We start from the raw sequence: 20,948 nt of genomic DNA, 5'->3' as shown, positions 1-20,948 counted from the left end.
CCGTGGCCGAGGCACCCTCGATCGGGCACCGGATCGACGCGAGCTACGCCTCCCTGTCCCGGCAGGAGCAGCGCGCGGCCGACTTCATCCTCGATCACCTCGGCGATCTCGCGATCTACACCGCCACCGAGCTCGCGCAGAACAGCGGTGTCTCGAAGGCGACGGTCTCGCGGCTGTTCCGGCGCCTCGGCTTCACCAGCTCGCAGGAGGTGCGCGAGCACGCCCGAGCACTCCGCAGCTCGGGCGTCCCGGTCGGCCCCGCCTCCGCCGGCGGGCCGGGCGACGCCCTCGCGGCCCACCTCGACAGCGAGCGCGCGAACCTCCTGCGTCTGGCGACGACCCTCTCGAGCGGCCGGCTCGAGGCGGCGGTGACGCTGCTCGCCGACGCTCGGGAGGTGGTGGTCGTCGGGATGCGCAACAGCTACCCGGTGGCCCTGCACCTGCGGCAGCAGCTGGCGCAGGCGCGCGACCGGGTCAGGATCGCGCCGCAGCCCGGGCAGTCGCTCGGCGAGGAGCTGGCCGGTCTGGGGGCGCACGACGTGGTCGTGCTGGTCGGGTTCCGGCGCCGCCCCGCCTCGTTCTCGGCCCTCGTCGACGTCCTCGCCGCGCACGGCGTCCCCGTGATCCTCCTCGCCGACCCGCAGGCCCGGCGCTTCGCCGAGCGGGTCTCGGTCTGGCTCGAGTGCCCCGTCGACAGCGACGCCGCCTTCGACAGCTACGCGGCGGCGATGAGCGCGGCCGCCCTGCTCGCCTCCGGAGTGCTCGGCGCCTCGCCCCGCGACTCCCGGGAGCGCATCGCCGGGATCAGCACGGTCTACTCGGAGCTGTCCGAGATCGAGGACCGCGCGTGAGCGCTGCCGCCGAGCTCATCCGCGATCACGCGCGCCACCCCGTGGGCCGGTCCGACTCGTCGGCCGCCGTCGTCGGGCGCGCCGAGCTGATCACGCCGACCTGCGGCGACCGGCTCGAGGTGCGGGTCACCGGCACGCCGTCGGCGGTCGGTGTCGCCTGGAGCGGGCGCGGCTGCGAGGTCTCGCAGGGCTCGGCGTCGCTGATGGCCGACGAGCTCGACGGGCGCAGCGCCTCAGAGATCCGAGGGCGGATCGAGAGCTTCCTCGCCTCGATGGAGCGACGGGAGGCCGAGGCCGGTTCCGGTCAGGAGTCGGCGCTGCTCGCGGTGGCGGGCAATCCGGTGCGCTCGGTCTGCGCGACACTCGCCTGGCGCGCGCTGCGCGCGGCGCTCGAGGCGGGGGAGCTGCGGTGAGCGGGCCCGTCGTCGTCGAGTCCCGAGGCGAGATCGCCGCACTCGACCTCCTGCGCTCCCCTCGAGCGCAGCACGTCGCGCGCGCCGCTGTCACCTGTCGCCCCCTCCGCGATCGCCGGCCAGTGCGCCGCGCCGAGCAGCACCGGATGACCGGGGCGGCCGCCGTAGACCGCGCGGGCGAGAGTGTCGGGCCCGTCCGTCGCCCGCTCGAGCAGGCGCGCACCGACCGCGGCGGGCTCGTCCGGCAGATCCACGAGCGTCACCAGGGCCGCGTCGCCGTCCGCGGCGGCGAGCCCGACGCGCAGCGAGGCGGACAGCCCCTCGGCCCACTCGGTCGCCACGACGATCTCGGCGCCGGCCGGGACGAGCGGCCAGGCCTCCTCCGCCCCCGCGCCGAGGACCACGACCACCCGCGCGCAGCCGACCGCCTCGAGGCGGCGCACCGCGTGCTCCAGCCACGGCACCCCGTCCGCCGTCCGCCGCAGGGCCTTCGGCCCGCCCGCGCGGAGTCCCGCCCCCGCGGCGAGGACGATCCCGGTCACCGCAGCCGCATCCATCCGCCCATCGTGCCCCACCCGCCGTTCGACGAGGAGACCCCATGACCGCACCCGACGTCCTCCGCGATGCCCTGACCGCCTGCCTCGCCGTTCCCCGCTGGGTCGACGAGGTCGCCGACGGCGCCCCGTACGCCTCGACCGACGCCCTCGCGGCCGCCGCCGACCGCGTCGCGCGCTCGCTCACCGCCGAGGAGATCGAGGCCGCACTCGCCGACCACCCCAGGATCGGAGAGAAGCACGCCGGCGCCGGGCGCTCCTCCGAGTTCGCCGCCGCCGAGCAGGCGTCGAGCCGCTCGAGTGACGAGGTGCTCGCCGAGCGTCTGCTGGCGGGCAACCGGGCCTACGAGGAGCGCTTCGACCGCGTCTTCCTCATCCGCGCCGCCGGCCGCGACCGCGCCGAGATCGTCGCCGAGCTCGAGCGCCGACTCGGCCTCGACGACGAGACGGAGCGCGGGATCGTCGCCGACCAGCTGCGCGAGATCACCGTGCTGCGGGTCAGGGCGCTCGGCCCGGAGACCGGCGCGATCGTGGCGGAGGTGCGCCCGTGAGCGCGCACGCCAGCCACGTCACGACGCACGTGCTCGACGCCGTGCTCGGCCGCCCCGCGAGCGGAGTGCCGGTCGCGCTCGAGGCGCGCACCGACTCCGGCTGGTCGCCCGTCGCCACGGCGCGGACCGACGCCGACGGTCGGGTCGGGGTCTTCGGCCCGGAGGCGCTTCCCGCGGGCGTCTACCGCGTCGTGTTCGACACCGGGGCCTACTTCGGTGCCGACGCGTTCTACCCGGAGGTCGTGGTCGCGTTCCGGCTCGACGACGTCGAGGCGCACTTCCACATCCCGCTGCTGCTCAGCCCGTTCGCCTACTCGACGTACCGGGGGAGCTGAGCGTGCAGCTCCAGGACGTCCTCGACGCCCCCCAGCTCCGGATCCGCGCCGTCTACACCACCCCGGAGGCGCTCGCGCGACCGGTCAACTGGACGTTCACGACCGATCTGCTCGATCCGCGGCGCTACCTCGCGCGCGACCAGCTCGTGCTCACCGGCCTGGTCTGGCGCCGGACCCCGGAGGACAGCGAGACCTTCGTCTCGGCCGTCGCGGCCTCGGGCGCCGTCGCGCTGCTGGCCGGCGAGGGCCTCTACGGCTTCGTGCCCGACGACGTGATCGCCGCCTGCCGCGCGCACGGAGTCGCGCTGTTCGCGGTGCCGGCCGACGTGTCGTTCGCCTCGATCACCGCGCACCTCTCGAACACGCTCGCCGGTGACCGCGTCGCGCGGCTGACCGCGGGCCTCGCGCGCCAGCGGGAGCTGCTCACCGAGGTCTACCGGGGGCAGCTGCTCGACGAGCTGATCACCCGCACCTCGACCGAGCTCGGCCGCCCCGTGCGCGTGCTGACCGCGACCGGCCGCCTCGCCGCCTCCGCCGAGCCGCTCGGCCTGACCGAGATCGAGCGCGTCGTGCGCGCCGGTCTCACCGCGCGCCGGAACCCGGTGACCGTACCCGACGCCCACGGCGGCGTGCTCTCGGTCTTCGTCGTCGCCGGAGCCGACGAGCACCGGGCGACGTCGTGGTTCGTCGTCGTCGCCGGCGACTGGAACGAGTGGCACCCCTCGCTGCTCGATGCGGTGACCGAGCTGACCGGCGTGGTCGGCCTCTACCGGTTGCAGCGCGACTCCGCGATGCTCGCCGACTCCGCCCTCGCCGACCGCCTGCTCGAGCTGATCGAGGAGGACAGCGAGCAGCCCGAGACGGCCGTCTACCTCCGACAGCTCGGACTCGCGGGCGCGGGTCGCTGCGCGGTGGTGGCGGCGGGATTCGAGGAGGACGCCTCCTCCGATCTCGCGCGCTGGCTGCTGACCGACGCCGCCTCGCACCTCGGCCGCGCCGTCGTCGGGCGGGACGCCCAGGGCTGCGTCGTGGCGATCGTGCCGATCGACGGCTCGAGCGAGATCCCGATCGGAGCGGATCCGCTCGCCGTCGTCACCTCGGCGCTGCGGCGCGCGGGTGCCGGGCTCGACGGGCCGGTCCTCCGGGTCGGCACGAGTGCGGCGACGGCGTCATCGGCTCTCGGCGGGGCGCTGCGCTCGGCGCGCTACGGCATGCTGCTGCCGGGGGCGCCGGGGGACACCTCGGCCGTGCGCATCAGCGACTCGGGCGAGGTCACCTCGGCCGTGCAGCTGCTGACCGCGGTGCCCGACCACCTGCGCACCGTCTTCATCGAGCTCGTGCTGGGCCGGCTCGTCGAGCACGACGCGCGCTACAACTCGCAGCTCGTCGCCACGCTCGCGGCGTTCCTCGAGTGCGGAGGCTCGTGGGTGCGCACCGCGGAGCAGACGCACCTGCACCTCAACACGGTCCGCTACCGCATCGCGCGGGTCGAGGAGCTCACGCAGCGCGACCTGTCGGACACCTCGGACCGCGCGGACCTCTTCTTGGCGCTCCAGCTGCGCTAGCGGGCGGTGACGGGCTCGAACCAGGGGACGAGGTCGACGAGACCGTCCGGGTACTCCGCCGCGCGGTCGACCAGCTCGTCGGTCAGCACGGTCGTGAGGACGGTGAAGACCGGCTCGGGATCGTCGCTGAAGCCGTCGGTCGGCTGCCAGAGGCCCGAGGAGAGGACGGTGTCGGAGGGGGCGAAGGCCGGATCGTCCTCGACCTCGCGCAGGTCGGCGGCGGTGAGCGCGGACTGCCGGACGCACAGCGCGTCGGGGAAGGCGCCGGCGAGATCGGCGGCGACCTGCTCCGGATCGGCATCGGCGGCGACGGCGAGGAGAACGATCGCGGTGTCATCGGCGACGAAGGTCTGGCCGTTGCCGAGGAGCACGTCGGGGTGCGCGCGCTGGTACTCGGCCGCGGCTCCGGTGCCGAGCGCCGACATCGACTTCCAGCCGCCCGCGGGCGCGGTGCAGCCCGCCGGCTGGGGGAAGGGCTGCGCGCTCATGTACGCGAGCTTCTCCTCGTCGGTCGCGAAGCTCGGAGCCGGATCCGGCGTCGGAGTCGAGGTGGACGGTGCGTACCGTTCGTAGTCGAGGCTCTCGAGCTGGAACATCCGGCCGGAGAGGGTGCCGACGACGAAGGCGGGGACGACGTCGACGCCGTCCTCGGTGCGGACGGTCATGCCCTGTGCCATCAGCCGAGCGCGGAGGTCGGCTGCGGTGATGCCGGTGACGGCGAGTCCTTCATCGCAGGGCGGGAGGCCCATGGTGAATCCGGGATCGATGTCGTGGCCGCAGATCCGAGCGGAGTCGTTCTCGAACCAGACGTCGACGGCGGCACCGACCCACTGGCCGGGAGTCGGCGCGGAGGAGGCCGGCTGTGCTGCTCCGCTCGGCGCCGCGGTCGCACACCCGGTGAGCCCGACGGCGAGCAGTGCGGCAGCGAGGACGGACGCGGGGGCGATGCGCATGCCCCGACGGTAGCGGGCGCGAGACGGTGAGCCCAGGGCTGCGGCGAATCCGGCGGAGGACGGGTGGCGGTGGCGCCTGCAGACCGCACGCCCCGCTACTCCGGAGCCGCGACCCGCCGCCCCCGCACGTGCACCGCCGCGATCGCCGGCTCGCGCAGCCCCATCAGCAGCGCGAACAGCAGCTGCGCCGTCGCCCGCGCCTCGTCGTCGGCCCGCACGCCGTGGGCGAGCACCTCGGCCAGCGGCTCCCAGCGGTCCGGCTCGATGCGGACGAAGTCCGCGTCCTTGCCGAGGTCGAAGTTGCCGAAGCGCTCCTCCATGTCGAGGGCGCGCGCGCCCGCCAGCGTCGCCGTGAACAGCAGCTCGGCCGGGTGCAGCGCGACCGCCGCGTCGCCCGCCTCGGACAGGTGCACCTTGAACGTGTCGTTCGCCACCCGCGACAGAAGCCACTCGTCGCCGGCCCCGACGTCGCTGCCGAGCGCGACGGTCACTCCGGAGGCGACGGTCCGCCGCCAGGGCATCGTCCCCGAGCCGAGGAACTGCTGCGACGTCGGGCAGTGCGCGATCGAGGTGCCGGTCTCGGCCATCCGGTGCAGCTCGTCGTCCTGGCAGTGCACCGCGTGCGCGAGGATCGTGCGCCGGCCGAGGAGTGAGGAGCCGCCCCGCGCGGAGCCGGGCAGGAACAGCCCGTCGTACGTGTCGAGATAGCTCTTCGTGCCGTAGAGCTCGCGCACCGCGGCTATCTCGCCGTCGCCCGGCCGGTCGTTCTCGTTGAGGTGGCTGTGCACGTACACGCCGCGGCTGCGGACGGAGTCGTACAGCTCGCCGAGCCCGGCGAGTGTGGTCGGGGTGACCGAGAGCGAGAAGCGCGGCACGATCGCGACCTGGAGGAGCGCCGTCGCGGCGTCCTGGGTGTCGACCGCGTGCCAGCGCTCGATCTCGTCGGCGACGAGCGCGAGCGCCTCCTTCTCGGTGGTGAGCAGCGGTGCGGCGGAGGCGGGACCGACGGTCTGGATGCCGCGCCCCGAGACCGTGCGCAGCCCCGCCGCCAGGCTGGCCTCGAACAGCGCGTCCTGCGCGTGCGGGAACGCCGAGCCGAAGACCATCGCCGCCGTCGTCCCGGCCTGCACCCGTCGACGCGTGAAGGCGCGGGCGATGCGGGCGGCGACGTTCTCGTCGGCGAGGCGCGCCTCCGCCGGGAACACCGCGGTGTCGAGCCACTCGAGCAGCTGGCCGCCGCCGAAAGCGTCGGTCGTCCAGGTCTGCGGGAAGTGCACGTGCGTGTCGACGAAGCCGGGCAGGAGGAACGCGGACGCGTCGCCCGTCACCGGCCAGTCGCCGTACTCGCGCGGCAGCGAGCGGTGCGCGCCCACCCAGGCGATCGTGCCGGCGTCGTCCACGACGAGGGCGCCGTCCGGGATCGACACCAGCGCCGCCTCCGCCTCCGAGAGCGAGGGCCGCCCCGCGAGGTGCAGGACGTGGCCGCGGTGGACGCCTCGGCTCACACCAGACCCGTGTAGGCGTACCAGGCCGGGCCTGCGTCGGGCGCGTCGTCGCGGGTGACGCTCGCCTGGATCAGGCCGTAGGGGCGGTCGTCGGCGTGGAAGACCTCGTTGTCGTTCGAGACTCCGAACGGCGACAGGTCGTAGAGGAAGTGGTGCTTGTTCGGCGCCGACAGGCGGATCTCGACGATCTGCGGGTACTCCTCCAGTACCGCCTTGCCCATCTCGAACAGCGTCTGCTGCAGGGCGAGCGAGTGCACGGTCGCGAAGCGGCTGATCATCAGCGCCTTGATGCCGGCGTAGACACCCTCCCAGTCGGTCGAGGCGAGCTCTTCCCCGGTCAGGGCGAAGCGCCACTTCGCGACCAGGGAGGTGGCCATCACCCGATCGTTCGTCGGCTGGAGCACGGTGTAGGGGTCGGTGAGGAAGCCGTGGAACTCGGAGCCGGTCGACTTGAGGATCGTCAGATCCTTGAAGCCGCCGGTGACCCACACCTGCTGCTCGTCGCCCGAGCCCTCGACGGTGACCGAGGCGATGCGCACCTCCTGGCCCTTGCGGACCCAGGTGTGGTCGTGCTCCTCGCCGTCGACGACGACCCGCTCCCACGCGAACTCCTCGATCTCGATGCGGGCTCCGTGCACGGGCGCGTAGCCGTCGACGAAGTGCCGGGCGAGCTCGAGACCGTAGGCCTCGATCGAGCGCAGGCCCTTCTCCTTCGCGAAGGAGTAGGCGGTCTGCTTCTGCGTGTCCGTCGGCAGGACGGCCGACTGGTCGCCCTCGAGGTGCGCCGCCTCGAAGTCGCCGCGGAGGGCGGTCGACACGTTGACGTCGTGGATCTCGTGTCGCGGGCTGTCGCGGTAGATCCGGACGACGCGGTTCTCGGCCTTCCCGTACTGGTGGTCTCCGAGGATGATCGACATGTCCGCTCCTGTCCGGGTGGTGGTGGGCGCCGCGCGCCCGTCTGTCAGGATGCCGCGGCGGGCACGGGGTCCGCGCCTCCCGATGCGCTGAATCCGCCGTCGCTGCCCCGCCAGTCTTGTGCGATCCGCCCGCCGGAGCGCCTCGAACCGCGTGAGTTCACACGCTCGAAACGTGCCCGGAACACGCCCCGCGAGAGGCCGCTTCGTCTGCGACGAGCACGCAGCGCCCTGCGCCCGAGCAGAGACTCGCGAGGGCGGATCAGAGGGCGGGGCGGTCGAGGAGGCGGCCGACGGGTGCCGCGGTCGACGCGGTCACCGCGACTCCGCCGACCCACGTGGCGGCGACGGCACCGCGGAGCACGCGGCCGTCGTACGCGGACACCTTGTTCTTGTGGGCGAGCGCGCCGACGTCGACGCGCGCCTGGGCGGCGGGGTCGAAGGCGACGAGGTCGGCGTCGGCTCCCGCCCGCAGCAGCCCCTTCTGCCCGAGCCCGGCGAAGGCGGCGGTGCCGGTCGACATCCAGGCGACGACCTGCTCGAGCGGGATCCCGCGCTCGTGCGCCCCCGTCCAGATCGCGCGGAAGCTCAGCTCGAGCCCCGAGATGCCGCCCCAGGCGAGACCGAAGTCGCCGTCGTGCGCGAACTTCAGCTCGGCGGTGGCGGGGGAGTGGTCGGAGGCGATGATGTCGATCGTGCCGTCGAGCAGCCCCTTCCAGAGCAGCTCGCGGTTGCGCTCGTCGCGGATGGGCGGGCAGCACTTGAACTCGGTGGCGCCGTCGGGGATCGATCCGGCGTCGAAGGTGAGGTAGTGCGGGCAGGTCTCCGCGGTGATCCGCAGCCCCTCGGCCTTCGCCTCGCGCAGCAGCGGCAGCGCGTCGGCGGAGGAGAGGTGCAGGATGTGCGCGCGTCCGCCGGTCTCGCGGACCGCCTCGATCACGTGCAGGATCGCGCTCTTCTCGGACGCGGGCGGCCGCGACTCCACGAACGCGCCGTAGGAGGTGCCTCCGTCGTTGGCGCTCGACTCGAGCTCGGCCGGGTCCTCGGCGTGCACGATCAGCAGGCCGTCGAAGGCGGCGATCTCGCGCATCGCCGCGAACAGCTGGTCGGTGCTGAGGTGCGGGAACTCGTCGACCCCGCTCGGCGAGAGGAAGCACTTGAAGCCGAAGACCCCGGCCTCGTGCAGTTCGCGGAGGGTGCCCAGGTTCTCGGGGATCGCTCCGCCCCAGAAGCCGACGTCGACCAGCGCCTGCGGGCCGGCGGCGGCGCGCTTGGCCTCGAGACCCGCGACGGTGGTCGTCGGCGGAATCGAGTTCAGCGGCATGTCGATGATCGTGGTGACGCCTCCTGCCGCGGCGGCCCTGGTGGCCGAGGCGAACCCCTCCCACTCGGTGCGGCCCGGCTCGTTGACGTGCACGTGGGTGTCGACCGCGCCCGGGATCAGCACCTGTCCCTCGGGCAGCACGACCTCCTCGGCCGTCCGCCACGGGGCGTCGACGGCGCCCACGGCGACGATCAGTCCCTCGGCGATCGCGACGCTGCCCGACTGCCAGCCGTGCTCGGTCAGCACAGCGGAGGAGCGGATCACGAGGTCGAGCGAGGGAGCGTCGGAAGGCATGGATCGACCCTATACTCGGCATGTTTCCTGCGTGTGAGCGCCCCTCGGCGGCTCGCCCGCGCCCCCGGCAGCGACGCCTCCCACCCGCACCGAGGAGGTCGCCGTGCTCGAACTCGCCGTGCCGATCCTCGAGCGCGTCGAGGCCGGCGAGCGCCTCGCGGTCGTCACGGTCACCCACGTCTTCGGATCCGCGCCCCGCGCTCTCGGCTCGTCGATGGCGGTCGACGCGGCGGGCGCGGCGATCGGCTCGATCTCGGGGGGCTGCGTCGAGGCGCAGGCCTATGCCCTCGCTCAGGAGGTGCTCGGCACGGGCGGCAGCGCCTCCGAGCACTTCGGCTTCGACGACGAGGCGGCCTTCGCGGCCGGGCTCTCGTGCGGTGGGCAGCTGCGGGTGCTCGGGCACGCCGTCGACGCCTCCTCGGGTGCGGTGCTCGCCGAGCTCCGCGCCGCCCGGGCGGGCCGACCGGCCGGGCTGGCGATGATCGTCGGCGGTCCCCAGGAGCTCGTCGGGCTGGTGATCACCGGCGCGACCCGCGCGCAGGACGTGGTCGGGCCGCACCTCGATGAGGACGCGGTGCACCGGATCCTGGCCGAGCGCTCGGCGCGGATGCTGTCCGGTCGCTCCGAGAGCGTCGAGATCGACTGCCAGGGCACCGAGCTCGAGGTGACCTACATCGTGCACGCCGAGAAGCCGCGCCTGCTGGTCTTCGGCGCCGTCGACTTCTCCGCCGCCCTCTGCGCCGCGGGCGCTCTGCTCGGCTACCGCGTGACGGTCTGCGACGCCCGGCCGGTCTTCGCGACCGCCGAGCGCTTCCCCGCCGCCGACGAGGTGATCGTGGAGTGGCCCTCCGACTACCTCGCCGCCACCGCGGTCGACGCGCGCACCGTGATCGCGGTGCTCACCCACGACGAGAAGTTCGACGTCCCGCTGCTCGAGCTGGCGCTGACCCTGCCGGTCGCCTACGTCGGCGCGATGGGGTCGCGGCGCACGCACGAGCGCCGGCTCGGGCTGCTGCGGGAGGCGGGGGTCGCCGAGGAGGCGCTGTCCCGCCTGCACTCGCCGATCGGCCTCGACATCGGCGCGTCCACCCCGGAGGAGACGGCCGTCTCGATCCTCGCCGAGGTGCTCGCGGTTCGCTCGGGCGCCTCCGGCTCCCCGCTCGCCGGCCTCCCCGGGCCCATCCACGCGGCTCGCTGAGGCGGATCGGGGGTCGCGTCGAAACCGACGGGAAACACGGCGGTGGCAAGCTCGGGGGATGCAGCGCCACATCATCACCGGAGCCCACGTCGCCACCGTCGATGCGGCGGGCACCGAGCACGCGGGCGGGCACGTCGTGGTCGACGACCGCAGGATCACCGCGGTCGGCGCGGGTGCTCCTCCCGCCTGGGCGCTCGACGGCCGCGCGCCGACCGGACTGCCCGCGCAGGAGCCGGTCTCGATCACCCGCGTCGACGGCCGCGGTCACCTCCTCACGCCGGGATTGATCAACACGCACCACCACCTCTACCAGTGGCTCACCCGCGGCTGGGCGCAGGACTCGATCCTCTTCGACTGGCTCGTCGCGCTGTACCCCGCCTGGTCGCGGATCGACGCCGACCTGACCCGCTCGGCGTCGCTGGGTGCGATGGGCGTCCTCGCCCGCTCCGGATGCACGACGGTCGGCGACCACCACTACGTGTTCCCGCGCGGATCGGGCGACATCGTCGGCGGGATCGTCGATGCGGCCTCGACGCTGGGGCTCCGCCTGCACGCGACCCGCGGCTCGATGGACCTCGGCGAGTCGCAGGGCGGCCTGCCGCCGGACTTCGCCGTCGAGACGACCGCGGCGGCCCTGGAAGCGAGCGGCGCCGCCGTCGAGCGCTACCACGACGACTCGTTCGACTCGATGGTGCGGGTCGCGATCGCGCCGTGCTCGCCGTTCTCGGTCACTCCGGATCTGCTCCGCGAGTCGGCGGTGCTCGCCCGGCAGCTCGGCGTGCGCCTGCACACCCACGGCTCCGAGACGATCGAGGAGGACGCCTACACGCGCGAGGCGTTCGGCATGTCGCCCACCGACTACCTCGAGTCGCTCGGCTGGCTCGGCGACGACGTCTGGATGGCGCACTGCGTGCACCTCGACGACGACGCGATCGCGAAGTTCGCGGCCACGGGCACCGGAGTCGCGCACTGCCCGTCCTCGAACGGCCGGCTCGCCGCGGGCATCGCGCCCGTCCCGCAGCTGCTGGCGGCCGGGGTCCCGGTGGGGCTCGGGGTCGACGGCTCGGCCTCGAACGAGTCGGGGCAGCTCGGCATCGAGATCCGCGAGGCGGTCCTGATGAACCGGCTGCGCGCCGGGGCCGACCGGATGAGCGCTCGTCAGGCGCTCTCGGTCGCGACGATCGGAGGCGCGCGAGTGCTCGGCCGTCAGGACGAGATCGGCTCGATCGAGGTCGGCAAGCTGGCGGATCTCGCGCTCTGGAAGGTCGACGGGATCGAGCACGCGGGCATCGCGGATCCCGTCGCGGCGCTCGCGCTCGGGTCGCAGCCTCCGCTGACACTGCTGCTCGTCAACGGGCGGCCCACCGTGACGGAGGGTCGCCTCGTCAACGCCGACGAGGACGCGATCGCCCGCGAGGTCGCCCGCGCGAGCGCGGAGCTCGCGTCGCGGGTGTGAGTCCCCCCTCGCTGATCGAGTAGCCCGCGGAGCGGGCGCATTCAGCCCAGGCATGCTGATCGAGTAGCCCGCGCAGCGGGCGTATCGAGATCCACCAGCTTCAGGAGTCCGGTTCCGAGGCCCGATCTGTTGACGCTCGTGGGTCTCGATACGACCCTGCGGGGCTACTCGACCAGCATGGGGCGCTACCGACGCTGACTTCCCGCTCAGCCCTGCGGGGCCTCCGCCGCGACGGTGCGGACGGGGGCCGCGTCGGGGTGCAGGATCCGCCACACGCGGTCGCGCGACAGCGGCAGCTCGTGGGGGCGCACGCCGATGGCGTCGCGGACGGCGTTGGCGAGGGCCGGGGCGACCGGGTTGTAGGGCGCCTCGCTCATCGACTTGGCGCCGAACGGACCGAGGTCGTCGGCCGTGTCGGCGAAGAGGACCTCGGTCGTCGGCAGGTCGGCCATCTGCGGGATGTGGTAGTTCCGGAGGATCGCGGTCGTGACCGTCCCCGCGCCGTCGAGGATGACCTCCTCGTAGAGCGCCGAGCCGATCGCCTGCGCGACTCCGCCCTCGACCTGGCCCCGGCACTGCTCCGGGTTGATGACGAAGCCCGCATCCGCGGCCTGCACCGACTGCAGGATGCGGACCTCGCCGGTCGACTCCCGCACAGCCACGCGGAAGCCCTGCACGTTGAACGCGAGGGAGCGCTGGGCGCCGTCCTCGGTTCCCGTCGCGGTGATCGGTCCACCGGCGGCGCGCGCCAGCTCGTCGAAGGTGACCCGTGTGCCGTCCGTCGCGAGCAGGCCCTCGTCGTCGGGCTCGAACTCGCCGCCCTCGATCCCGGTGATCCGCTTCGCGAGCGAGCGGAGATCGGCGAGGAGCCGCACCGCCGCTCCGTAGACCGCCTTGCCGGCGACCACGGTGCCCGCGCTGCCGAAGGCGCCCGTGTCGTAGCGAGCGGCGGCGGTGTCGGACTGCCGGATGCGCACCCGGTCGGCCGAGGCGCCGAACGCGCTCGCGACGAGCTGGGTGTGCACGGTGGTCGTCCCGTTGCCGAACTCGGCGGTGCCGACCCCGATCGTGAGGAGACCGTCGGCGTCGACCGCGACCGTCGCCTCCGAGAAGTGACCGCGCGGGGGGATCGTGGCGATCATCGCCACCGCCATGCCCTCGCCGATCCGCCAGTCGGGCCCCTCGGGGACGGCGTCCGCCCGGCCGCGCACGAGCGCCGCCTCGGTCAGGTCGAGGCACTGGTCGAGCCCGTACGAGGCGAAGCCGATGTCGTCGCCCTCCACGTGCGTCACGACGAGCGGATCGCCGGGGCGGACCGCGTTGATCCGGCGCAGCTCGAACGGATCGATGCCCAGCTCGACGGCGAGCTGGTCCATCGCCGACTCGATGCCGAAGATCACCTGCCCGAGCCCGTAGCCGCGGAAGGCGCCGGAGGGCAGGTTGTTCGTGTTGACGGCCTGGGCGTCGACGCGCTTGTGGGGCGCGTTGTAGGTCGCGACCGACTCCGAGGTGCCGTGGAACATCACGCCGGGCCCGTGGTTGCCGTAGGCGCCGGTGTCGGACAGCACGTCGACCGTCATCGCCGTCAGGCGTCCGTCGCGGGTGGCGCCCAGCCGCACGTCGACCCGCATCGGGTGACGGCACGGCGCCATCGTGAACTCGTCGGTGCGGGTGAACTCGTACTGCACGGGCCGCCCGGTCGCGAGCACGGCCAGGGCGACGACGTCCTCGGTGAGGATCTCCTGCTTGCCGCCGAACCCGCCGCCGACCCGCGCGGTGAAGACGCGGACGCTCTCGGGCGCCCGGTCGAAGATCCGAGCGATCTCGTCGCGGACGAGGAAGGGCACCTGCGTCGAGGTGCGCAGCACCAGCTCGTCGCCCTCGAGCCAGCCGATCGTGCCGTGCGTCTCGAGCGCCGTGTGAGCGACGCGGGAGGTCTGCCAGCGACCCTCGACGACCACGTCGGCCTCGGCGAGACCCTGCGCGACGTCGCCGTACTCGCCGTGCAGCTCGGCCACCACGTTCGAGCCGGGCTTCGCGATGCGCGAGGCGATCGGGTCCTTCTCGCCGTGCAGGAGGGGCGCGCCCGGCGAGCGCGCCTCCTCGGGGTCGAAGACGGCCGGCAGCACCTCGTACTCGACCTCGATCGCGCGGCAGGCGATCTCGGCCTGCGCGACCGACTCCGCCACGACGACGGCGACGCGCTGCCCGCGAAACCGCACGACGGTGTCGAGCATCCGCGTGTCGTCGGGGTCGTCGAGCCGCGACTCGTGACGGGCGGTCGAGTAGAGCAGATCGGGCACGTCGGAGGCGGTCAGCACCGCGATCACGCCGGGGATGGCGGCGGCCGCGCGGGTGTCCATCGACACGATGCGCGCGTGGGCGTGCGGGCTCTGCAGCACCTTGAGGTGCAGGAGCCCGGGCACCGCGACGTCGAGCGTGTAGGGCTCGCCTCCCGAGACGATCCGGCGCCCGGCGGGGGCGCCGAGGGAGCGGCCGACGCGGGACTCGTCGGCGGTCGGGCGGCCGGTGCGGCGCACGGGGCTGAGACCGCTCGGGTGCTCGCAGGAGTCTCCGCAGGAGTGCCCACCGGTCACCGCCTCGCGGATGGCGCGGTAGCCCGTGCAGCGGCAGAGGTTGCCCTTCATCAGGCGCGGCACGTCTTCAGCACGCGCCCCCTCGATCGCCGTGGCCGTCACGACCATGCCCGCCGTGCAGAAGCCGCACTGGAACGCGCCGAGATCGACGAACGCCTGCTGGACGGCGCTCGGCTCCTGGGCGGTGCCGAGCCCGGCGGCGGTCGTGACCTCGCGGCCCTCGACCCGGTGGGCGGGGTAGATGCAGGAGTGGAACGGTGTGCCGTCGACGAGCACCGAGCAGGCGCCGCAGTCGCCCGCGTCGCAGCCCTTCTTGACCTCGAAGTGCTCGTGGTCGCGGAGCAGCGTCCGCAGCACCTGGCCGGGCTGCGGGGTCGCGTCGACCGCCTCGCCGTTGACGGTGAACCTCATGCGCCGCTCCCTCCGAGCTCGTGCCGGATCTCGTCGGCCAGCACCCGCACGACGGCGTGCCGCCAGTCGGCGGCGCCGTGCGGATCCGTGAACCAGGTCGCGATCGCGTCGACGCCCGCGGCGAGCTCGTCGGCCGAGGGGATCGCGGCGAACCGCAGCACCTCGGGCCGCACGGTCGCACCGGTCACGCAGAGGAGGAACGCCCCGTCGAGGTCGAGCCGACCGATGACGACGGCGCCGCTGCGCCCGAGCGGCGACAGGGCGATCTTCCGGAACGCGGTGCGCGCCTCGAGGGCCCGAGCGGGGAACTCGATCGAGCGGATCACGTCGCCGTGCCCGAGCGTCGTCGTCATGTTCCCGGTGACCAGCTCGCCGACGGGGACCAGCGCGTCGGAGCCGTCGGCCCGCCAGATCAGCGCCTCGGCGTCGAGGGCCGCGGCGAGGCCGATCATCGGCCCCGCGGGCAGGGCGTTGGCGATGTTGCCGCCGACCGTCGCCGTGTTCCAGATCTTGAACGAGCCGAGAAGCGCCGTGCAGCACTGGAAGAACAGCGGACCGCGATCGGGCACGGCGGCCAGCTCGGTGAAGGTGCAGGTCGCGGCGACCGACAGGCCCTCGGGAGTCGCGCGGAGCGGCTCCCAGCCGAAGCCCTGCAGGTCGAGGAGCTCGTCGAGGTGATCGTGGGGGAGGGAGAAGACCCAGGAGCCGCCTCCGATGACCGCGGTGCGCGGCCCCATCGCCGCGAGATCGGCGCGGTCGCGCACGACGCGGACGCGCTGGATCGTGTTCAGGTCCATGCCGCACCTCTCGACCGCGCCCGCCGGATGCGGGCCCGTCCAGTCAACCTCAGACGTGTGACACCCGTGTTACCCCGCGCTGTCCCGCCGAGTCCGCGCGCGGTACCGCCTTGGCGGATCCGCCAGTCGGCTCAGCCGAGCGACGCGACCCACTCCGAGCTGCCGTCCACGAACGACTGCTCCTTCCAGATCGGCACGGACGCCTTGATGTCGTCGACCAGGGCCGCGCACGCCTCGAAGGCCGCGGCCCGGTGGGCGGACGCGACCGCGCACGCCAGGGCCAGGTCGCCGACGACCAGGTCGCCGACCCGGTGCACCGCCGCGATCCGCACGTCGGGGAAGCGCTCCGCGATCCGCTGCGCCGACGCGAGCAGCGCCGCCGACGCCTCCGGATGCGCCTCGTAGTGCAGGCGCAGCACACCGCGACCCTCGTCGTGATCGCGGACGATGCCGGCGAAGGTGACCACCGCGCCGTGCTCGGGGGAGTCGACGGCGTGCTCGCACTCGTCGACCGTGACGGTCTCGTGGGCGATGCGCGCGAGCGCGACGGCCTCAGCGGGCATGATCGCCGCCTCCGAGCTGGTCGAGCAGGTGGCCGATGACCGGGTCGAGCACGCCGATGCCGTCGCGGACACCGCCGGGCGAGCCGGGCAGATTGACGACGACGCTCGTGCCCGCGACTCCCGCCGTGCCGCGGCTGAGGATCGCCGTGGGGACGTGCGCGGCTCCCCGGGCGCGGATCGCCTCGGCGAGACCGGGCAGCTCGCGCTCGATCAGCGGCGCGGTCTGCTCGGGTGTGACGTCGCTCGGGGCGACCCCCGTGCCTCCGGTCGTGACCACGATGTCGACTCCCGCTCCGATCGCGTCCGAGATCGCCTCGCCGACCGCGTCGCCGTCGGCGACCACGACCACGCGCCCCTCCCAGCCCCGGCTCTCGAACCAGGCGAGCAGCGCCGGCCCCGTGCGGTCCTCGTACACGCCGGAGGCGGCGCGCGTCGACGCGACGACCGCGACCGCCCGCCGCGTCACTGCGCGCTCCACGAGCCGGTGCGCCCGCCAGCCTTGGCGAGCACGCGGATGTCGGTGATGACGGCGCTCCGATCGACGGCCTTGAGCATGTCGTAGACGGTCAGCGCCGCGACGGTGACGGCGGTGAGCGCCTCCATCTCGACCCCGGTGCGCCCGCTGGTGCGCACGCGCGCCTCGATCCGCACCCGGTCACCGCCCGGCTCGAGGTCGACGTCGACCCCGTCCAGCGCGAGCGGGTGGCAGAGCGGGATCAGCGTCGAGGTGGCCTTCGCGCCCATGATCCCGGCGATCCGCGCCACTGTCAGCGCCTCGCCCTTGGGCAGCTCGCCCTGCTCGAGCAGCCGCACGACCTCGGGCGTCGTGACGACGAAGCCCTCGGCGACCGCGGTGCGCGAGGTCACCTCCTTGCCGCCGACATCGACCATGTGCACGGCGCCGTCGGCGCGGACATGGGTCAGGTGGTCTGAGACCTCAGTCATCGATCCTCCAGATCTCGACCGTGTCGCCGGTCGCTGCGCGTTCCGTCCCGACGGGGACGTGGATGAGCACGTTCGAGCGCGCGTAGGACGCGAGCAGGTGCGAGCTCGGCCCGCCGACCGCGTGCACGAGGCCCTCGTCGTCGAGGGTTCCGCGCCGGATCTGGTGCAGGTGCGCGGGGGAGTCGAGCGGGGTGCCGAGCCGGGCCCGCAGCCGGGGCCGCTCCGCCGGGTACCGCCCGGCGAGCGAGCGCAGCACGGGGCGGAGGAAGACCTCGAACGACACCAGCGCGCTCACCGGGTTGCCGGGCAGCGACACGATCGGCAGGTGGGTGCCGTCCGTCATCCGCACGAGTCCGAGTCCCTGCGGCCCGCCGGGCTGCATCGCGACGTGGCCGAACTCGGAGCCGGCCGGCCCGAGCGCGTCGCGCACGACCTCGTAGGCGCCGGCGCTCACTCCGCCGACCGTGATCGCGAGATCCGCCTGGGCCGCGTGCTCGTGCAGGAGCGCCAGGAGATCCTCCGCTCGGTCGCTGCCGCACGGCGCGACGATCGGCAGCGCGCCCGCCTCGCGGACGGCCTCGGCGAGCAGCGAGCCGTTCGCGTCGTAGATCTGCGCGTCCTCGAGCAGTGCACCGGCCGGGCGGATCTCGTGCCCGGTCGGCACGACGAGGACGCGGATCCGGGGGAGCACCTCGATCTCGGTGAGGCCGAGGGAGGCGAGCAGGCCGTAGTGAGCGGCGCGGAGGGTCGTGCCGGCGGGCAGCGCCAGGTCGCCGCTCCGGGCATCGCTCCCACGCGCGCGCACGAAGGTCGAGGCGATGACGGGTGCCGAGAAGGCGACGCGCGCGTCCTCGGAGCCGGTCGCGGGGAAGCGCGGCGGGTCGACCCGCTCGATCGGCACCACGGCGTCGGCGCCGACGGGCAGAGGCGAGCCGGTCATGATCGGAGCGGCGGTGCCCGGCGCGAGGCGCGGCGCCCGGTCGCCCGCGGGAATGGCGGCCACGACCGGCAGGACGACCGGACTGCCGGTGGTGGCCGCGTCGAGATCGGTGGCGTGCACGGCGTAGCCGTCCATCTGCGAATTGTCGAAGCGCGGCAGGTCGAGGGGAGCGGTGACCGAGCGCGCGAGCACGCGGCGGTCGTAGGCGCCGGGATCGGCGGCGACGGCGGCGGGATCGAGCGGCAGCGTCTCGTGGGCACCGCGCTCGGCGAGGGGGGAGAGCAGAGCGCGCACCCGGGCGGCGTGCAGGTCGATCGACGTCATCGCGTCCTCTCCGTCGCTCGCCCGCGCCGAGTGGCGGGGAGGAGTCCATCCTGCCGGGTCGCGCGCAGATCCGGCGCGTAGTCTGTCCGGATGAGCACAGCACTCGGGATTCCCGGCATCCGGCCCCGGCAGCAGAGCTCCGTGCTCCCGGCCGAGCGCCCCGCGACTCCGCTCCTCCTCGACACCTACGGACGGGTCGCCGACGACCTGCGCATCTCCCTCACCGACAAGTGCAATCTGCGCTGCACCTACTGCATGCCGGCCGAGGGGCTGCCCTTCCTCCCGCCCGCGTCACTGCTCACCCGCGACGAGATCGTGCGGCTCGCGCGCATCGCGGTCGAGCAGTTCGGCGTGCGGCAGATCCGCTTCACCGGCGGGGAGCCGCTGCTGCGGAAGGATCTCGTCGACATCATCCGCGACGTCGCCGCGCTCGAGCCCCGCCCCGAGATCTCGCTGACCACCAACGCGATCGGCCTCTCGGGTCGAGCGGAGGCGCTCGCCGCGGCCGGCCTGAACCGCGTCAACGTCTCGCTCGACTCCATCTGCGCCGAGACCTTCGCGAAGGTCACCCGGCGCCCGTTCCTCGACCGCGTGCTCGCCGGCATCGACGCCCTGGGCCCCGCGGGACTCGCCCAGACGAAGATCAACGCCGTGCTCCTCCCCGGCATCAACGACAAGGAGGCGCCCGAGCTGCTCGCGTGGGCGCTCGCCGGCGGTCACCAGCTGCGCTTCATCGAGCAGATGGCCCTCGACGCCGACCACGGCTGGGACCGCGAGACGATGATCACCGCCGCCGGGATCCGCGAGATCCTCTCGGAGCGCTTCACCCTCACCCCGCACGCCGCCCCGCGCGACGGAGCCCCCGCCGAGCTGTTCGACGTGCACGAGACCGGTGTCCTCGAAGGGCCGGTCCTCGGTCAGGTGGGCATCATCGCCTCCGTCACCGAGCCGTTCTGCGGAGACTGCCGTCGCACGCGCCTGACGGCGGAGGGCGGAGTGCGCAGCTGCCTGTTCTCGAACGACGAGACCGACCTGCTCTCCCCGATGCGCGCGGGTGCCGACGACCACGAGGTCGCCCAGCTCTGGCGCGGCGCGATGTGGGGCAAGCCGGCCGGCCACGAGATGAACCGCGTGGGCTTCGTGCAGCCCGAGCGCACGATGAGCGCGATCGGCGGATGAGCGTGCGCGTCCGCTACTTCGCCGCGGCGAAGGCCGCTCTGGGGCGCGCCGGCGACGAGTTCGACGGCGTGGCTGATCTGGGTGCGCTCGAGGCGCGGCTGGTCGAATCCGCGCCGAGTGCGGCCGAGGTGCTGGCGCGGTGCACCTACCTCGTCGGAGGTGTGTCGACGACCGATCGCGCGACTCCGCTCACCGACGGCGCGGCGGTCGACGTGCTGCCGCCGTTCGCCGGCGGCTGACGCCGCGCCGCCACCTGCTCGTGCGGAGGCGGCGACGCGACTCCGGGCCGCGGCTCAGCCCCTGCGGGCGAGGTAGTCGCGGAGGCCGGCGAGGCGCTCGGCGTTCTCGGCCTTCAGCTCGTCCAGCGCCGCCCGGTTCGCGGTGATCAGCGGGGCCTGGTACGAGGCCTCCAGATCGCCGAGGGTCTGTGCCAGCCCGGTCTCGCTGTTGCACCGCGCCTCAGTCGACGCGACGCGGATCTCCTCCTCGCTCGCGGAACCGCCCGCCGGACTGCGGGCCTCGGCGACCTCGACTCCCTGGCGCGACGTCCAGTCGCCCGAACCGGTGCGCGGGTCGAGTCCGGCCTCGCGGAGGCACTGCCACCACGACTCGCGAGCGGCCTGCCAGGCCGGGTCGGCGGAGGCCGAGTTGTAGGCGGCCGTCCGGAGTCGGGGCACGAGCGACTCGGTGAGCTCGCCGTTGTCGGGGAGGAGCGCGGTGAGCTCCGCGTCCGGCCGCGTCGCGCAGTCCTCGTACGCCGCGTCCCACGCCTCGCCCCCTGCCGCGCGGTCGGCATCGATCGCCGCATCGACCGGCGAGGGCGCCGATCCGAATCCGTGCAGGAGCGCCTGGTCCTCGTTCCAGAGGCCGTAGGTCCTGTCCCCGATCCTCGACTCGGGGATCTCCTCTATCGAGACCGCGGAGTAGACGGATCCCGCGGCGGTCATGCAGGTCGCGAGGGCGATGTCGGTGGCGTGGTTCGCCAGATCCATCGTCGATTCGGAGTCGTAGAAGTCGTACTCGCTCAGAGGGAGGACGATCTCACCGCTGTTCCGATCGAGCACCGCGTGCAACGACGGGTCGCGTGGGGCGGATGCGCCGAAGGCGCTCTGGGAGCACCCCGCGAGGAGGACGAGGAGGAGTGCCGACCACGCGGCGGCCACTCGAGCCAGAGGACGAGCGGGTCGCCCTCCGGCCGGCGGCTGCGGACGTCGGGACGATGACGGCGGAACGTGACTCATGGTGGTGACCTCTCCAGAGATGGGGCGCTCGACTGCGG

Annotated in this window: 21 protein-coding genes; 9 read left to right on the top strand and 12 right to left on the bottom strand. The window is 73.7% G+C overall.

Annotation, left to right across the window (positions count from 1 at the left end; all coding sequences use genetic code 11):
- Nucleotides 1–2 precede the first annotated feature (2 nt).
- Both GRS96_RS13065 and GRS96_RS13060 read left to right on the top strand, forming a co-directional pair.
- Nucleotides 3–851, top strand: coding sequence for a MurR/RpiR family transcriptional regulator (locus tag GRS96_RS13065; RefSeq protein WP_159854025.1), 849 nt, complete (start codon nt 3–5; stop codon nt 849–851).
- Complete coding sequence (locus GRS96_RS13060) at nt 848–1,264, top strand: iron-sulfur cluster assembly scaffold protein (protein ID WP_159854023.1); 417 nt, start codon at nt 848–850, stop codon at nt 1,262–1,264. The genes GRS96_RS13065 and GRS96_RS13060 overlap by 4 nt, the downstream gene beginning before the upstream one ends.
- On the opposite strand, the gene GRS96_RS13055 is transcribed toward GRS96_RS13060, so the two are convergent.
- Nucleotides 1,156–1,821, bottom strand: coding sequence for a nucleotidyltransferase family protein (locus tag GRS96_RS13055; RefSeq protein WP_159988678.1), 666 nt, complete (start codon nt 1,819–1,821; stop codon nt 1,156–1,158). The two genes, GRS96_RS13060 and GRS96_RS13055, sit on opposite strands and share 109 nt — an antisense overlap.
- A 41-nt stretch (nt 1,822–1,862) precedes the next feature.
- Here GRS96_RS13055 and uraD point away from each other — a divergent pair, with 41 nt between their 5' ends.
- From uraD to GRS96_RS13040, 3 genes are read left to right on the top strand one after another with little or no spacing between them, the layout of a single operon-like run.
- Nucleotides 1,863–2,369, top strand: a complete 507-nt coding sequence (gene uraD, locus GRS96_RS13050) for a 2-oxo-4-hydroxy-4-carboxy-5-ureidoimidazoline decarboxylase (protein ID WP_159854019.1) — start codon at nt 1,863–1,865, stop codon at nt 2,367–2,369.
- On the top strand, nt 2,366–2,704 hold the full coding sequence (uraH, locus tag GRS96_RS13045; RefSeq protein ID WP_159854017.1) for a hydroxyisourate hydrolase: 339 nt from the start codon (nt 2,366–2,368) through the stop codon (nt 2,702–2,704). The genes uraD and uraH overlap by 4 nt, the downstream gene beginning before the upstream one ends.
- Nucleotides 2,705–2,706: 2 nt before the next feature.
- Nucleotides 2,707–4,269, top strand: coding sequence for a helix-turn-helix domain-containing protein (locus GRS96_RS13040; RefSeq protein WP_159854015.1), 1,563 nt, complete (start codon nt 2,707–2,709; stop codon nt 4,267–4,269).
- Here GRS96_RS13040 and GRS96_RS13035 read toward each other — a convergent pair.
- From GRS96_RS13035 to allB, 4 genes are all read right to left on the bottom strand, one after another.
- The gene (locus GRS96_RS13035; protein WP_159854013.1) at nt 4,266–5,222 is read right to left on the bottom strand and encodes a hypothetical protein; all 957 of its coding nucleotides are present in this window, start codon (nt 5,220–5,222) and stop codon (nt 4,266–4,268) included. The genes GRS96_RS13040 and GRS96_RS13035 overlap by 4 nt on opposite strands.
- Before the next feature lie 95 nt (nt 5,223–5,317).
- Entirely contained in the window at nt 5,318–6,727 is a 1,410-nt protein-coding gene (locus GRS96_RS13030; RefSeq protein WP_159854011.1) for an amidohydrolase family protein, read from the bottom strand.
- Nucleotides 6,724–7,644: a factor-independent urate hydroxylase gene (gene pucL / locus GRS96_RS13025; RefSeq protein WP_159854010.1), complete on the bottom strand. Its 921-nt coding sequence runs from the start codon at nt 7,642–7,644 to the stop codon at nt 6,724–6,726. Before pucL ends, GRS96_RS13030 begins: the two co-directional genes overlap by 4 nt.
- Before the next feature lie 259 nt (nt 7,645–7,903).
- Nucleotides 7,904–9,259, bottom strand: coding sequence for an allantoinase AllB (gene allB, locus GRS96_RS13020; protein WP_159854009.1), 1,356 nt, complete (start codon nt 9,257–9,259; stop codon nt 7,904–7,906).
- A gap of 103 nt (nt 9,260–9,362) precedes the next feature.
- Between allB and GRS96_RS13015 the strand changes: the two genes are divergently transcribed.
- Both GRS96_RS13015 and GRS96_RS13010 read left to right on the top strand, forming a co-directional pair.
- Entirely contained in the window at nt 9,363–10,457 is a 1,095-nt protein-coding gene (locus GRS96_RS13015; RefSeq protein WP_159988677.1) for an XdhC family protein, read from the top strand.
- A 58-nt stretch (nt 10,458–10,515) separates the two neighbouring features.
- Nucleotides 10,516–11,913 carry an 8-oxoguanine deaminase gene (locus GRS96_RS13010; protein ID WP_159988676.1) on the top strand — a complete coding sequence of 466 codons (1,398 nt, stop codon included), beginning with the start codon at nt 10,516–10,518 and terminating at the stop codon, nt 11,911–11,913.
- 206 nt (nt 11,914–12,119) lie between these two features.
- Here the strand turns inward: GRS96_RS13010 and GRS96_RS13005 are convergent, their stop codons facing one another.
- The 6 genes from GRS96_RS13005 to GRS96_RS12980 all read right to left on the bottom strand — a co-directional run bounded on the left by GRS96_RS13005 (nt 12,120) and on the right by GRS96_RS12980 (nt 18,490).
- On the bottom strand, nt 12,120–14,921 hold the full coding sequence (locus GRS96_RS13005; RefSeq protein WP_159988675.1) for a molybdopterin-dependent oxidoreductase: 2,802 nt from the start codon (nt 14,919–14,921) through the stop codon (nt 12,120–12,122).
- Complete coding sequence (locus GRS96_RS13000) at nt 14,918–15,718, bottom strand: FAD binding domain-containing protein (RefSeq protein ID WP_159854005.1); 801 nt, start codon at nt 15,716–15,718, stop codon at nt 14,918–14,920. Before GRS96_RS13000 ends, GRS96_RS13005 begins: the two co-directional genes overlap by 4 nt.
- 131 nt (nt 15,719–15,849) lie before the next feature.
- Nucleotides 15,850–16,281: a molybdenum cofactor biosynthesis protein MoaE gene (locus GRS96_RS12995; RefSeq protein ID WP_159988674.1), complete on the bottom strand. Its 432-nt coding sequence runs from the start codon at nt 16,279–16,281 to the stop codon at nt 15,850–15,852.
- Complete coding sequence (locus tag GRS96_RS12990; protein ID WP_159854003.1) at nt 16,271–16,747, bottom strand: MogA/MoaB family molybdenum cofactor biosynthesis protein; 477 nt, start codon at nt 16,745–16,747, stop codon at nt 16,271–16,273. Before GRS96_RS12990 ends, GRS96_RS12995 begins: the two co-directional genes overlap by 11 nt.
- On the bottom strand, nt 16,744–17,226 hold the full coding sequence (moaC, locus tag GRS96_RS12985) for a cyclic pyranopterin monophosphate synthase MoaC (RefSeq protein WP_159854002.1): 483 nt from the start codon (nt 17,224–17,226) through the stop codon (nt 16,744–16,746). Before moaC ends, GRS96_RS12990 begins: the two co-directional genes overlap by 4 nt.
- Complete coding sequence (locus GRS96_RS12980) at nt 17,219–18,490, bottom strand: molybdopterin molybdotransferase MoeA (protein ID WP_159988673.1); 1,272 nt, start codon at nt 18,488–18,490, stop codon at nt 17,219–17,221. Before GRS96_RS12980 ends, moaC begins: the two co-directional genes overlap by 8 nt.
- A 90-nt stretch (nt 18,491–18,580) precedes the next feature.
- On the opposite strand from GRS96_RS12980, the gene moaA reads away from it, so the two are divergent.
- Together moaA and GRS96_RS12970 are read left to right on the top strand one after the other, a co-directional pair.
- Nucleotides 18,581–19,669 carry a GTP 3',8-cyclase MoaA gene (gene moaA, locus GRS96_RS12975; protein WP_159854000.1) on the top strand — a complete coding sequence of 363 codons (1,089 nt, stop codon included), beginning with the start codon at nt 18,581–18,583 and terminating at the stop codon, nt 19,667–19,669.
- Nucleotides 19,666–19,908 (top strand): MoaD/ThiS family protein, encoded by a 243-nt coding sequence (locus GRS96_RS12970; RefSeq protein ID WP_159853998.1) that lies wholly within the window; start codon nt 19,666–19,668, stop codon nt 19,906–19,908. The genes moaA and GRS96_RS12970 overlap by 4 nt, the downstream gene beginning before the upstream one ends.
- A 54-nt stretch (nt 19,909–19,962) precedes the next feature.
- On the opposite strand, the gene GRS96_RS12965 is transcribed toward GRS96_RS12970, so the two are convergent.
- Entirely contained in the window at nt 19,963–20,832 is an 870-nt protein-coding gene (locus GRS96_RS12965; RefSeq protein ID WP_159988672.1) for a hypothetical protein, read from the bottom strand.
- Between the last annotated feature and the right edge of the window lie 116 nt (nt 20,833–20,948).

Source organism: Rathayibacter sp. VKM Ac-2803 (genome assembly GCF_009807175.1).
Classification (GTDB): Bacteria; Actinomycetota; Actinomycetes; order Actinomycetales; family Microbacteriaceae; genus Rathayibacter.
The sequence above is the reverse complement of the archived record's forward strand: the minus strand, read 5'-3'. Positions and strand labels throughout refer to the sequence as shown.

Excerpts from the sequence above, each read along its gene's own strand:
- moaC (WP_159854002.1), bottom strand. The coding sequence starts at position 17,226 with ATGACTGAGGTCTCAGACCACCTGACCCATGTCCGCGCCGACGGCGCC.
- allB (WP_159854009.1), bottom strand. The coding sequence starts at position 9,259 with ATGCCTTCCGACGCTCCCTCGCTCGACCTCGTGATCCGCTCCTCCGCT.
- GRS96_RS13000 (WP_159854005.1), bottom strand. The coding sequence starts at position 15,718 with ATGGACCTGAACACGATCCAGCGCGTCCGCGTCGTGCGCGACCGCGCC.
- GRS96_RS12995 (WP_159988674.1), bottom strand. The coding sequence starts at position 16,281 with ATGCCCGCTGAGGCCGTCGCGCTCGCGCGCATCGCCCACGAGACCGTC.
- GRS96_RS13010 (WP_159988676.1), top strand. The coding sequence starts at position 10,516 with ATGCAGCGCCACATCATCACCGGAGCCCACGTCGCCACCGTCGATGCG.
- pucL (WP_159854010.1), bottom strand. The coding sequence starts at position 7,644 with ATGTCGATCATCCTCGGAGACCACCAGTACGGGAAGGCCGAGAACCGC.
- uraD (WP_159854019.1), top strand. The coding sequence starts at position 1,863 with ATGACCGCACCCGACGTCCTCCGCGATGCCCTGACCGCCTGCCTCGCC.
- GRS96_RS12980 (WP_159988673.1), bottom strand. The coding sequence starts at position 18,490 with ATGACGTCGATCGACCTGCACGCCGCCCGGGTGCGCGCTCTGCTCTCC.
- GRS96_RS12970 (WP_159853998.1), top strand. The coding sequence starts at position 19,666 with ATGAGCGTGCGCGTCCGCTACTTCGCCGCGGCGAAGGCCGCTCTGGGG.
- GRS96_RS13055 (WP_159988678.1), bottom strand. The coding sequence starts at position 1,821 with ATGGATGCGGCTGCGGTGACCGGGATCGTCCTCGCCGCGGGGGCGGGA.
- moaA (WP_159854000.1), top strand. The coding sequence starts at position 18,581 with ATGAGCACAGCACTCGGGATTCCCGGCATCCGGCCCCGGCAGCAGAGC.
- GRS96_RS13005 (WP_159988675.1), bottom strand. The coding sequence starts at position 14,921 with ATGAGGTTCACCGTCAACGGCGAGGCGGTCGACGCGACCCCGCAGCCC.
- GRS96_RS13035 (WP_159854013.1), bottom strand. The coding sequence starts at position 5,222 with ATGCGCATCGCCCCCGCGTCCGTCCTCGCTGCCGCACTGCTCGCCGTC.